This is a genomic window from Mesorhizobium sp. CA12 (genome assembly GCF_020165255.1).
GTDB lineage: Bacteria > Pseudomonadota > Alphaproteobacteria > Rhizobiales > Rhizobiaceae > Mesorhizobium.
Genome location: NZ_JAIUHT010000016.1, coordinates 117,400 through 129,800, shown reverse-complemented (window position 1 = coordinate 129,800; position 12,401 = coordinate 117,400). Strand labels below are relative to the sequence as shown.

Here is a 12,401-nt window from a genome sequence, read left to right as displayed (position 1 = left end):
CAAGGAAGCTCCTGGTCGTCCTCAACGCTATCATTCGCGACAAAACCGCATTCGCATGAACACAGTTGCCATGCCGTGACGGTTGAGAGCTACCACGGTTCAGAACGCTCACCAGCCGATCCCGCGAAACAGCTCGAACCATTCCGGATTGGTCTTCTCGATCAGCTCGACCTTCCATCGGCGAGGCCAGCGTTTTAATGACGTCTCACGTTGGATGGCATCAGCGATGTCGAAATATTCCTCGTACCAGACGAGACGCTGCACACCGTAACGGCTGGTGAAGCTGGAACCTTGGCCATTCCTGTGCTCGGGCATGCGACGCGCAAGGTCATTGGTGACGCCGATATAGATCGTGCCGCCCTTCTGGCTTGCGGTCATGTAGACGTAACCTGTCATGTCGCGATCCTATCTGGCGCCATGCCAGCCGCTATTCCGGACCGTTGCATTCTATGGCCAATGTCATGGCATGGATTCTAGGGTCTGCGCGCGTCGCTTCGCTCCTTGCTCCGCCCTAGAATGACGAAGCGCCATTTGCATCGCCCTGACTGCGAGGGGTGCTGTCCCGCCGACATCTCCGTATGTGTGCCATTGCACGCCGCCATCCACCCTCTAAACTGCTCCCACTTGCGATCTCCGGAGGCGCCATGCGCGTGATCGTGTTGGGTGGCGGCGTGGTCGGTGTCACCACGGCCTATCAGCTGCAGAAGGACGGGCACGAGGTCGTCATCCTCGAGCGGCGCGCCGAAGTCGCCGCCGAAACCAGCTGGGGCAATGCCGGCATGATCGCGCCGGGGCATTCCTTCGTCTGGTCCTCGCCCAAGGCGCCGATGATCCTGTTGAAATCACTGGTACTGAAAGACCAGGCGCTGCGCTTCAAGCTTTCGGCCGATCCGCGGCTCTACAGCTGGTCATGGCTGTTCCTGATGGAATGCACGGCCGGGAAGGCCAGGCGCAACACGCTGCTCAAGCATCGGCTGGCCGTCTATTCGCAATCCGTCCTGCACGAGGTCGTTGCCGACGAGCGGATCGAATACGACCGCAACGATCGCGGCATCCTTTATTTCTATCGCAGCCAGCAGGCGCTCGACAAAGGCGTCGAGCATATGAAGCTGCTGGAATCCGACGGCCAGCTGATCAAGGTGCTCGACCGCGACGCCATCGTCGCCCTCGATCCGGCGCTGGCTTCCGCCAAGGAAAAGATCGCCGGCGGCATCCACTGTCCGACCGACGAGACCGGCGACCCGGCGAAATTCACCCGCGCGCTGGCCGCCAAGGTCGCCGAGCGCGGCGGCGAGATCCGCACCGGCACGACCATCACCGGCATCGAGACGTCCGGCGACGATGTCGCTCAGGTGCTGACCGACAAGGGAAGCGTCAAGGGCGATGCCTATGTGCTGGCGCTCGGCTCCTACAGCCCGCTGGTCGCGAGCACCGTCGGCATCAGCCTGCCGATCTATCCGATCAAGGGCTATTCGCTGACGATTCCGATCGGCAACCGTCCGGCGCCGCCCACCATCGCCGCCATCGACGAGCACAACCTGGTCGCCGTATCGCGCTTCGGCGACCGGCTGCGCGTCACCGCTACGGCCGAGTTCGCCGGCTACGACACCAGCCACAAACCGGCCGATTTCGCCTTCATGAAAGGGGTGACCGAGGAGCTCTATCCCGAAGGTGCCGACTACGACCGCGCCGAGATGTGGGCGGGCCTCAGGCCGATGACGCCCAACAATCTGCCCGAATTCGGCCGGCGCCGTCTCAGCAATCTCTATCTCAACACCGGGCACGGCCATATCGGCTGGACCATGTCGCATGGCTCGGCCCGCATCACTGCCGACCTGATCGCCGGCCGCAAGCCGGCGATTTCGGTGGATGGACTTTTGAACTGAGAGCATGATCCCGGAGGGGATCGAGCAGGAAAGGGAATGCCATGTCTGTCAGCGCGGCCGCTACCCGCCCGCAATCGCCAAGGCCGATCGATTTGGGCGTCCTTCCGTCGGAGATCGACGGCGGCCTCGCCTCCCGCGCGGCGATCGGCTTGGCGATCCTTGCCACCGACCAGACGCTGGAGCACGAGTTTCGCGCGCTGATCCGCATTCCGGGCGTCGCCTTCTACGAGGCGCGCCTGTTCAACGACAACGACATCACGCCCGACACTTTGCGCGCCATCGGCCCGCGCATCGCGCCGACCGTCGATCTGATCCTGCCCAGCATCCCGCTCGACGTCGTCGGCTTCGGCTGCACCTCGGCCACCATGACGCTCGGCGAGGAAGCCGTCTTCGCCGAGATCCGCAAGGCGCGGCCGGGCGTCGCCTGCACCACCCCGGTCACCGGCGCTTTGGCCGCGTTCAAGGCGCTCGGCGCCAGGGGCATCGGCCTGCTGACCCCTTATGCACCCGAGATCAACCAGGGCCTGGTCCGCTATTTCACTGGCCGCGGCCTCGACATATCAGCCGTCGCCACTTTCGACCGGCGCGACGACCGCGAGGCGGCTCGCATCTCGCTTGCCTCAATCGAGGCGGCGGCCGAGACGATGGCCGCCGTGCCGGGGGTGGAAGCGATCTTCATCTCCTGCACCAGCCTGCGCGTGGCGGAAGCGGTCGCCGAGCTGGAGCGGCGCATCGGCATTCCCGTCACCTCCTCCAACCACGCCATGGCCTGGCACTGCCTGCGGCTTGCCGGCATCGATGACGTCGTGCCGGCCGGCGGCCGGTTGTTTGCGCTACCGGCTGTTTGATTGGTGCTTGGCGCATGCATTGTCTTATGTAGCGCAGGTCGACCCCCACTCCGTCTCGGCTTCGCCGAGCCACCTCTCCCCCGATCGACGGGGTAGAGGAAAGGCGCCAAGCCTTTTGCCGTCAACGCCCGTCCAGCAAGGTTCCCTTCCTTTCCCTCCGGAGGGGGGAAAGGTGGCGCTGCGAAGCAGCGACGGATTGGGGGAACCACGTGGCAATCAAGCCTTGGCCTGCAGTCGCGCCAGTCACAGAAGATGTGTGCATAGCGTAGCCACATTCTGGAGGGAGGAAACGCCAACCGCCGAGATTGCGGCCTCGAAAAGCCTGGCTTTCCTCTCCGCCATGAACATGGGTGAGAGGTGAACGCGTAGCGGCCGGAGTGGGGGGCTGGCGCTGCCATATGCGATTTACCCTGCCCACTTGGGGGTGCTATCCGCTCACCTTGAAGAAATCCACGAACGCCCTGAGCGCCGGCCGCATTTGCCGGCGGCTCGGATAATAGACGAAGAAGCCGTCGAAGGACGGGCACCAGTCCTCGAGCACGCGGATCAGCCTGCCATCGGCGAGCGGCGCCTTGACATAATCCTCGAAGACGAAGGCAAGCCCGGCGCCGTCGACTGCCGCCTGGGCGATCAGATGGTCCTCGTCGAGGATCAGCGGTCCTTCCACCGCGATCTCGATTTCCTCGCCGTCCTTCTCGAACTCCCAGCGATAGAGAATGCCGCTGGAAAAACGGAAGCGGATGCAGCGATGGCCTGCGAGATCGCGCGGATGACCTGGCTCCGGCATGGAAGCGAAATAAGAGGGCGCTGCGACCACCGCGCCGCGGATGTCGGGCCCGATCCGCACCGCGATCATGTCGCGCTGCAGGCTTTCGCCGAGCCTGACGCCGGCGTCGAAGCCGCCTTCGACGACATCGGTGAAGCGATCCTCGATGACGATCTCCAGCACGATGTCGGGATAGGCGGTGGCAAAGGCGCCGAGCCGCGGCGTCAGCACCAGATGCGCGGCGGTGCGCGGCACGCTGAGCCTGAGATTGCCGGCCGGCCGGTCGCGCGCCTCGACCGCCGTTTCCAGCGCGAGGTCGATCTCGGACAGGGCCGGCCGCAGCCGTTCCAGAAGCTGCGCGCCTTCCTCGGTCGGCGCGACGCTGCGCGTGCTGCGCGCAAGCAGCCGCACGCCGAGCCGTGCTTCCAGACTCGACACCGCATGGCTCACCGCCGACGGCGCGATGCCGAGTTCGCGGGCGGCCCCGCGGAAGCTGGCGCATTGGGCGACCGCGGCCAGCACGGCGAGTTGCGAGAGGTTCGTCCGATTCATCGTTCTATTTTATAGAGCAACCCGTACAAAAGAGAAAGAATTATCGAACGAATCGCAAGGCGCTATCTCTCCCCCATCGCAACAAGGAGATGCGCCATGAAAACCCGCAAACTTGGAACTGAACTCGAAGTCTTCCCCGTTGGCCTCGGCTGCATGGGCATGAGCTTCGGCTATGGTGGCCAGCCGGAGGCGGAAGCGATCGCCACGCTGCGCCGCGCCGTCGAGATCGGCGTGACCTTCTTCGATACGGCCGAAGTCTATGGTCCATACGAGAACGAGATCCTGCTCGGCAAGGCGCTGAAGCCAGTGCGCGACAAGGTGACGATCGCCACCAAATTCGGCTTCAAGATTTCCGAGCACGGCGAGGGCACCGACCGCATGGTCGGCGTCGACAGCCGCCCCGAGCACGTCAAGGCGGTGGCCGAGGCTTCGTTGAAGCGGCTCAACACCGACGTGATCGACCTCTATTACCAGCACCGCGTCGATCCGAACGTGCCGATCGAGGACACGGTCGGCGCCATGGCGGAATTGGTGCGCGAAGGCAAGGTTCGGGCGCTGGGTCTATCGGAGGTGAGCGGCACGACGCTGCGCCGGGCGCATGCCGTGCACCCGATCGCCGCGGTGCAGAGCGAATATTCGCTGTGGAGCCGCGATCCCGAGGATGAGGTGTTCGACGTCTGCCGCGAGCTCGGCATCGGCTTCGTCCCCTACAGCCCGCTCGGCCGCGGCTTGCTCACCGGCGCGATCGCCAAGCCGGACGCGCTCGGCGCCGGCGACTGGCGCCTCACTCTGCCGCGCTTCCAGGCCGAGGCGATGGAAGCCAACAACGCGGTCATCGCAGTGCTGGAGAAGATGGCGGCGCAGAAGGGCGTGACAGCGGCGCAGCTGGCGCTCGCCTGGGTGCTGCACCAGGGCGATTTCATCGTCCCGATCCCCGGCGCCAGGAAGATACGCCACCTTGAGCAGAACACGGCCGCGGCGAATATCGGGCTGAGCGCGGCCGAGGTCGCGGCGATCGGTGATGCGCTGTCGCCCGACAAGGTGGTCGGCAAGCGCTATACGGAGGAACTGCTGGCGCTGGTGAACGGGTGAGCGACAATGGAAGGGGCGCTTCGGCGCCCCCCTACCACGGCACCACCTCGATCTCCGGCCAATACTCCTGCGCCCTTCTCCCCTTCGCCTCGTGCGTCCGCTGGTTGTCCAGCACCCGGTTCGGCGTGATGCGAAACGAAAAAAGATCGTCGAGGCCGAACGGTGCCACCAGCTCCAAAGCTCCGTCGGCGTCGTACCGCACCCCGACCGCATGCGTCTTCGACGCGAAATAGCTCACCGACTCGCTGGCGCTCGCATAACGCGGGCACTCCTGCCCGAACTTCACCGGATACCACAAATGCACCCGCGCCTGGTTGCGCACCTCGACCGGCAGCGCCATCCCCGCGAAATGCTCTGCCGCCCGGCGGATCACCGCATCCTCGGCCTCGTAGGACAAGTCGGCGTCGTCGAAATAGAACAGGTCGACATCCTTGATGCCGTAGCCCGGCGGCTTGCCGGTCAGGTGGTTCCAGACGCTGTTGTAGAGCGCGCCGGAAACCACCAGCCAGTCGGGAAGCGCAAGCTCGCGCACACGCGCCAGCGTTTCATCCAGCAGCGGATCGGCCGCGATGATGGCCAGGAAGGCCGCGCGCTGTTCCTCGAAGGGGAGGCCGGAATAGCGGAGATGGTGCATCGCCCTTTGGAGAGCGATTCGCCATCTCTGCGCAATGCCTTACGCCCTCAGCACGCCGCCCGTCTGCTTGTTGACGTTCTCGACGATGCGTCTTGCGAGCGCCTCGAAATCCTCGTCGGTCAACGTCTTTTCGACAGGCTGGATCGACACCTCGATGGCGATCGACTTCTTGGCCGCCCCCAGCGAGGCGCCTTCGAAGACGTCGAACACCGAAACGCCGGTGACCAGCTTCTTGTCGGCCGCCAAAGCTGCCCGCACCAGCGTGCCGGCCTCGACCGTCTTGTCGACGACGAAGGCGAAGTCGCGCTTCACCGCCTGGAACGGCGACAGCTCCAGCTTCGGCTTGGTGCGCGTCGGCTTGGCCTTCGGCTCCGGCACGGCGTCGACGAAAACCTCGAAGCCGCAGATCGGACCTGACGCGTCCAGGCCGTCCAGCGTCCTCGGATGGAACTCGCCGAAAGTGCCGAGCACCGTCTTTGGCCCGAGCTTGATCGTGCCGGAGCGTCCCGGATGATACCAAGCCGGGCCGCCGTGCTCGATCTGCAGCCGGTCGACCGGCGCGCCGCAGGCCTCGAGCGCCGCGATCGCGTCCGCCTTGGCGTCGAACACGCCCACCGGCCCGGCATTGCCGGACCAGCTGCGGCCCGAGCCGTCGAGCTTGGCGGTGCCGCGCCGCACGCCGGCGGCGACGCGCCGCTGCTGGTCGGCGCCATCGCCTTCATAGGTGCCCGAAACCTCGAACAGCGCCACATCGCCGATGCCCTTATCGGCATTGCGCTGCGCGGCCGCGATCAGCCCCGGCAGCAGCGACGGCCGCATGTCGGACATGTCCGCGGCGATCGGGTTGGCGAGCTTGAGCGCCGTCTGGCCGCCGCCGAACAGCTCTGCATGCCTGGCGGGGATGAACGACCAGGTGACGGCCTCCATCATGCCGCGCACGGCGAGCGCGCGCTTGGCGGCGCGGGTGCGCACCTGCAGCGTGGTCAGGATCTTGCCGTTGACGGCGTCATGCGAGGTAAGCGGCTGGGCCAAGATGTTGTCGACGCCATGGATGCGCATCACCTCCTCGACCAGGTCGGCCTTGCCGTCGACATCCGGCCGCCAGGACGGCACCTCCACCTTGACGACGTCGCTCAATCCTTTCGGCTCGAAGCCGAGCCGGGTTAGGATGCCAAGGGCTTCCTCTCTCGGCACCTCGATGCCGGTCAGCCGTTTCACTTCCGACAGCGGGAAGGAGACGATCTTCGGCTTGTGGCCGGCATAGCCGGCAACCTCGATTTCAGAAGGCGTGCCGCCGCAGAAATCGAGCACCAGCTTGATCGCCAGCTCGACGCCCGGCACCATGAATTCGGGATCGACGCCGCGCTCGAAGCGGTAGCGCGCGTCGGTGATGATGCCGAGGGCGCGGCCGGTGCGGGCCGTGGCGATCGGATCCCAGAGCGCCGATTCGATCAGCACGTCGGTGGTGTTCTCGTCGCAGCCCGAATGCTCGCCGCCCATGATGCCGGCGATCGATTCCACGCCATTGTCGTCGGCGATCACGCACATTTCCGGCGTCAGCGTGTATTCGCGGCCGTCCAGAGCCAGCACCTTCTCGCCGTCCTTGGCGCGCCGCACCACGAGGTTGCCGGCGACCTTGGTGGCATCGAAGACATGCAGAGGCCGCCCGCGGTCGAAGGTGACATAGTTGGTGATGTCGACCAGCGCGCTGATCGGCCTGAGCCCGATGGCGATCAGCCGCTGCTGCAGCCATTTCGGCGACGGGCCGTTCTTGACGCCCTTCACCAGTGCCAGCGCGAAGCCGGGGCAGAGCTCGGGCGCCTCGATCTTCACCTTGACCGGGCACAGGCCTTCGCCGGCATGCGGCATGATCCCGCCGCCGGTGAGCCGGCCAAGTCCGCTCGCCGCGAGGTCGCGCGCGATGCCGTAGACGCTGGTCGCGTCCGGACGGTTCGGCGTCAGGTTGATCTCGATGACCGGATCGTCGAGATGCGCGTAGGCAGCGAAGCTGGTGCCGACCGGCGCATCCTCAGGCAAATCGATGATGCCGTTATGCTCGTCTGAGATTTCCAGCTCACGCTCCGAGCACATCATGCCGTGGCTCTCGACGCCGCGGATCTTGCCGACCGAGAGCGTCACGTCGATGCCGGGAACATAGGTGCCGGGCGCCGCGAAGGCGCCGATCATGCCTGCGCGGGCATTGGGCGCGCCGCACACCACCTGCACCGGTGGCTTGCCGTCGCCGGTGTCGACGGTCAGCACGCGCAGCCGGTCGGCGTCCGGATGCTGGACTGCCGTCAACACTTTGGCGATGACGAAGGGTTTCAGGCCGGCCTTGTCATCGACATGCTCGACTTCGAGACCGATCGCGGTCAGCCGCTCGACAATCTCGGCAAGCGAGGCGTCGGTCTCGAGATGGTCCTTGAGCCAGGAGAGGGTGAATTTCATGACTGTGTTTCCGAGGGTCTTTGTTCTTCGGGCCGGGGCACGCTGGTCTTCAGCTCGCGCGGCAGCGCATCGGGCATGTGCAGGAAGGGCAGCTGCTCGCGCACATGCGCATGCACGGTCGGCCTGAAATAGGCCGGCATGTCCATGGCGCCGAGCATGAAATAGATCTGGTTGTCGAGCCGCTGATCGAGATAGGCGATCGGCGAGCCGCAGATGCCGCAGAACGTGCGCTCCACCGGGCCGTTGCGATAGCTTTTCAGCGATTTGCCGTTGAGCGCGACCTGATCGGCCATGAAGCCGACAAAGGCCGACACCGGCGCGCCGCTGGCGCGCCGGCAATCGCCGCAATGGCAATAGCTGATGTGGTGCGGCTCGGCCGAGGCCTCGAACCGCACCGCGCCGCAGCGACAGCCCCCGGTGTGGGGTGCGGTCATGTCGACAGCCCCCCCAACAGCGTCGGCAGGTCGAGCGGCCGGAAGCCGTAATGCGACAGCCAGCGCACGTCGGCGTCGAAGAAGGCGCGCAGGTCCGGCATGCCGTATTTCAGCATGGCGATGCGGTCGATGCCCATGCCCCAGGCAAAGCCCTGATATTCGTCGGGATCGAGCCCGCCGGCGCGCAGCACGTTGGGATGCACCATGCCGCAGCCCAGTATCTCCATCCAGTCGGAGCCTTCGCCGAAGCGCACTTCACCCGGACGCGAGCGATCGCACTGGATATCGACCTCGAGACTGGGCTCGGTGAACGGGAAGAAGGACGGACGGAAGCGCATCTTGACCGACGGCACCTCGAAGAAGGCCTTGCAGAACTCCTCCAGCACCCACTTCATGTTGGCGACGTTGGCTGATTTGTCGACCACCAACCCCTCGACCTGATGGAACATCGGCGAGTGCGTGGCGTCGGAATCCTGCCGGTAGGTCTTGCCGGGGATGACGATGCGGATCGGCGGCTTCTGCTTCTCCATGGTGCGGATCTGCACGGGCGAGGTGTGGGTGCGCAACAGCTTGCGCTCACCCTTCTCGTCCGGCTGGAAGAAGAAGGTGTCGTGCATCTCGCGCGCCGGATGTCCCTCGGGAAAATTCAGCGCCGTGAAATTGTAATAGTCGGTCTCGATATCGGGGCCTTCGGCGATGGCGAAGCCGAGATCGCCGAAGATCGCCGCGATCTCGTCGATCACCTGGCTGATCGGATGAATGCGGCCGCGCTCGGCCGGCGATTGGCGAACGGGGAGCGTGACGTCGACCTTCTCAGCCGCGAGCCGGGCCGCGATCGCCACATCCTTCAGTTCCGCCTTGCGCTGGGTGAGCGCTTCGGTGACGCGGTTCTTCAGGCCGTTGATCGCCGGCCCCTTCACCTGGCGCTCCTCGGCGCTCATTGCGCCCAGCGTCTTCAGCATTTCGGAGACGGAACCCTTCTTGCCCAGCGCCGAGACGCGCACCGCCTCGATCGCGGCCTCATCCGCCGCCGCCGCGATTTCGGCGAGCAACGAGCCTTCCAGGGCTTCAAGATTTCCAGCGGTGGCGTTCACGGCGAAGCTCTCTCGATCGGGCGACTGTCACCATTTCGGTTTCGTCGTCGCCATTTTTGGTTACATCAGGCATAAGAAAAACCCGCGCCAGCCGTGCCAGCGCGGGTTCCCCAAATCAGAATTGCGTATGCTTGGGAAGCGCTGGCTTAGGCGACAGCGCTCTCAAAAGCATTCGGCGTGGTGTTCTTCAGATATTCGAGCGCGACCTTGGCCTTTGCGACCAGCGCGGCGAAAGCCTGCGGCTCGTGGATGGCCATGTCCGAAAGGACCTTGCGATCGATTTCGATGCCGGCCTTGTTGAGGCCGTCGATGAAACGGCCATAGGTCAGGCCATGCTCGTGGGTCGCGGCGTTGATGCGCTGGATCCACAGCGCGCGGAACGAGCGCTTGCGGTTCTTGCGGTCGCGGTAGGCGTATTGCAGCGACTTCTCCACCGCCTGCTTGGCGATGCGGATGGTGTTCTTGCGGCGACCGTAGAAACCCTTGGCGGCCTTCAAAACCTTCTTGTGCTTGGCGTGGGCGGTAACGCCTCTCTTTACGCGTGCCATGTCATGATCTCCTTAAAAGCAATTCCAGGAAAAGTGTTCAGCGGTTTTCCGTTCGGAATTGCGTAAAAACAAAAGTGGTTCCAAGCCGAGGGATTAGAGGCCGTTCGGCAGAAAATTCTTGATGACCTTCTTGCCGTCCGGTTCAGCCAGAACCATCGTGCCGCGGGCATCGCGAATGAACTTGTTGGAACGCTTGATCATGCCGTGGCGCTTGCCGGCGGCAGCCGACAGCACCTTGCCGGTGGCAGTAATCTTGAACCGCTTCTTGGCGGCCGATTTGGTCTTCATCTTGGGCATTTTGCTACTCCGTATTGGTGGCGCACCATCGCGCTTCTTGTCTCGCTTCGGGCCGACCAAAGCCCGAAAAGCAAATGAAACCGCCACGGCATGCCCTGCCGGGCGGTTTTCTTGGAACGGCGGTCCTATAGATCAAAGATGGCCGGCGTGCAACACCTGAAGCCGTGCGACGCGCTGTCCTCGCCGTGCGCCGGCGGGAACGGTTGAGATTCAGGTCAGGCCGAGTCGAAAATGGTGGCTTCCGAGAACCGGAGCGGAGCGTACTTAAAGTACGTGAGCACCGGAAGCGCAGGAAGCCGCCATTTGCAGGCCGGCCTGACCTGAAGATCACCGTTCCTAAGGCAGCGTGAACCACACCGGCAGCATCCCCGACTGCTGCATGCCGTCGATCAGCTCAAAGGCGGGCAGCGCCACCAGGAACACCAGGCCGTCGAGCAGCGTGTTCAAGAGCAGGCGCGGCCTGAAGCTGCCGGTATCGCCTTCCTGGTAGAGCGCAAGGTTCGGGAAGAACCGCGGCACTTTGGCCAGATAGGCCTGGTAGGGTGCGCCGAGCAGTTCCTTCAGGTAACGCTCCTCGCGCAGGATGACGATGTGGAAGGCGCCGGCGCAGAGCAGCGAGAACAGGATGATGCCGCTGAACGAGCCGATCTGCGCCCCGACCCCGGCGGCAGCCAGGGTCGAAAACAAATAGAGCGGGTTACGGGTGATCGAATAGGGTCCGCCGGTGACCACCTCGGCCGATTTGCGCCCGCCGATATAAAGCGTCGACCACAGCCGCCCGACAATGCCGAGAAAGATCAAAAGCACGCCGAACATCTCGATCGACTCGTGCACGGACGTGTCCGGGGGAAAGGAAGACTGGCCGAACAGAAGCGCGCAGAACAGCACCACGATCAGCACCGCCAGCACGATCCGGCGCATGTGCTGGTAGCCGCCCAACCCCTCAGTCTGGTTGTCGGCTGAGACCTTCACTTCATCGACCATGACCCATCCGATCGTCGATTGGTTCGCGATCGGGTTGAAAACAGGCGCCCCGCCGATCGTCGGGACGCCGTGCCCGGCAATTCGGGCGGATTTTAGAGCGGGATACAAAGAGCCCGGCAACTCTCGAAACCGTGATGGACGCGACGCTTTGGCGGCCGCGCCATCCCTGGTCAGCGCGGCGCCAGAACCATCATCATCTGGCGGCCTTCGAGCTTCGGCTCCGCCTCGACCTTGGCGATCGTCGCAACTTCCTCGCGCACCTTGTTCAGAAGCTGCATGCCGAGTTCCATATGCGCCATCTCGCGGCCGCGGAAGCGCAGCGTCAGCTTGACCTTGTCGCCTTCCTCGAAGAAGCGCCGCACGGCCTTCATCTTGGTCTCGTAGTCATGGCTGTCGATGTTCGGGCGCATCTTGATCTCCTTGATCTCGATGACCTTCTGGTTCTTGCGCGCTTCGGCCGCCTTCTTCTGGTTGGCGTATTTCAGCTTGCCGAGATCGAGGATCTTGACGACGGGCGGCACCGCATTGGGCGATATCTCGACGAGATCGAGCCCGGCCTCTTCGGCCAGCAGCAATGCGTCGTTGATGGAAACATCGCCGCGGTTCTGGCCGTCGGCGTCGATAAGCTGGACCCGGGGCACCCGGATGTCTCGGTTGGAGCGCGGCCCGTCCTTGGTGGGTGCCGCTGCTTTGAAAGGTCTGCGAATGGTCGTGGTCTCCTCGGCCGTTTCGTTCTGGGTTCTTTAGACAAAAGTAGGTGGACGCGCCTATGTGGGAAGCGCGGGGCGTGAGTCAATAGCATAGCCGCGCCGCAAAAT

13 protein-coding genes are annotated in these 12,401 nt (G+C 64.4%); 3 read left to right on the top strand and 10 right to left on the bottom strand.

Annotation, left to right across the window (positions count from 1 at the left end; translation table 11 throughout):
• Nucleotides 1-108: 108 nt before the first annotated feature.
• Nucleotides 109-396, bottom strand: coding sequence for a GIY-YIG nuclease family protein (locus LB520_RS23665; RefSeq protein ID WP_224639575.1), 288 nt, complete (start codon nucleotides 394-396; stop codon nucleotides 109-111).
• A gap of 248 nt (nucleotides 397-644) precedes the next feature.
• Here LB520_RS23665 and LB520_RS23660 point away from each other — a divergent pair, with 248 nt between their 5' ends.
• On the top strand, nucleotides 645-1,886 hold the full coding sequence (locus LB520_RS23660) for a D-amino acid dehydrogenase (protein ID WP_224639574.1): 1,242 nt from the start codon (nucleotides 645-647) through the stop codon (nucleotides 1,884-1,886).
• Between the two features lie 41 nt (nucleotides 1,887-1,927).
• Nucleotides 1,928-2,734: an aspartate/glutamate racemase family protein gene (locus LB520_RS23655; protein WP_224639573.1), complete on the top strand. Its 807-nt coding sequence runs from the start codon at nucleotides 1,928-1,930 to the stop codon at nucleotides 2,732-2,734.
• Between the two features lie 427 nt (nucleotides 2,735-3,161).
• Here LB520_RS23655 and LB520_RS23650 read toward each other — a convergent pair whose 3' ends face one another.
• On the bottom strand, nucleotides 3,162-4,052 hold the full coding sequence (locus LB520_RS23650) for a LysR family transcriptional regulator (protein WP_224639572.1): 891 nt from the start codon (nucleotides 4,050-4,052) through the stop codon (nucleotides 3,162-3,164).
• 96 nt (nucleotides 4,053-4,148) lie between these two features.
• Here LB520_RS23650 and LB520_RS23645 point away from each other — a divergent pair, with 96 nt between their 5' ends.
• Nucleotides 4,149-5,144: an aldo/keto reductase gene (locus LB520_RS23645; protein WP_224629849.1), complete on the top strand. Its 996-nt coding sequence runs from the start codon at nucleotides 4,149-4,151 to the stop codon at nucleotides 5,142-5,144.
• Nucleotides 5,145-5,175: 31 nt separating this feature from the next.
• Here LB520_RS23645 and LB520_RS23640 read toward each other — a convergent pair whose 3' ends face one another.
• The 8 genes from LB520_RS23640 to infC all read right to left on the bottom strand — a co-directional run bounded on the left by LB520_RS23640 (nucleotide 5,176) and on the right by infC (nucleotide 12,290).
• The gene (locus LB520_RS23640) at nucleotides 5,176-5,778 is read right to left on the bottom strand and encodes a nucleotidyltransferase family protein (RefSeq protein ID WP_140843475.1); all 603 of its coding nucleotides are present in this window, start codon (nucleotides 5,776-5,778) and stop codon (nucleotides 5,176-5,178) included.
• A gap of 39 nt (nucleotides 5,779-5,817) precedes the next feature.
• Nucleotides 5,818-8,226: a phenylalanine--tRNA ligase subunit beta gene (gene pheT / locus LB520_RS23635; RefSeq protein WP_224639571.1), complete on the bottom strand. Its 2,409-nt coding sequence runs from the start codon at nucleotides 8,224-8,226 to the stop codon at nucleotides 5,818-5,820.
• Nucleotides 8,223-8,660: a GFA family protein gene (locus LB520_RS23630; RefSeq protein WP_224526030.1), complete on the bottom strand. Its 438-nt coding sequence runs from the start codon at nucleotides 8,658-8,660 to the stop codon at nucleotides 8,223-8,225. Before LB520_RS23630 ends, pheT begins: the two co-directional genes overlap by 4 nt.
• Nucleotides 8,657-9,754, bottom strand: coding sequence for a phenylalanine--tRNA ligase subunit alpha (pheS, locus tag LB520_RS23625; RefSeq protein WP_224639570.1), 1,098 nt, complete (start codon nucleotides 9,752-9,754; stop codon nucleotides 8,657-8,659). The genes LB520_RS23630 and pheS overlap by 4 nt, the downstream gene beginning before the upstream one ends.
• 146 nt (nucleotides 9,755-9,900) lie before the next feature.
• Entirely contained in the window at nucleotides 9,901-10,302 is a 402-nt protein-coding gene (rplT, locus tag LB520_RS23620) for a 50S ribosomal protein L20 (protein ID WP_042637600.1), read from the bottom strand.
• A 93-nt stretch (nucleotides 10,303-10,395) separates the two neighbouring features.
• Nucleotides 10,396-10,599, bottom strand: coding sequence for a 50S ribosomal protein L35 (rpmI, locus tag LB520_RS23615; protein ID WP_027166935.1), 204 nt, complete (start codon nucleotides 10,597-10,599; stop codon nucleotides 10,396-10,398).
• A gap of 336 nt (nucleotides 10,600-10,935) precedes the next feature.
• Nucleotides 10,936-11,583, bottom strand: a complete 648-nt coding sequence (locus LB520_RS23610) for a methyltransferase family protein (protein ID WP_140843487.1) — start codon at nucleotides 11,581-11,583, stop codon at nucleotides 10,936-10,938.
• Nucleotides 11,584-11,753: 170 nt separating this feature from the next.
• Nucleotides 11,754-12,290 carry a translation initiation factor IF-3 gene (infC, locus tag LB520_RS23605; protein ID WP_095767981.1) on the bottom strand — a complete coding sequence of 179 codons (537 nt, stop codon included), beginning with the start codon at nucleotides 12,288-12,290 and terminating at the stop codon, nucleotides 11,754-11,756.
• Nucleotides 12,291-12,401 lie beyond the last annotated feature (111 nt).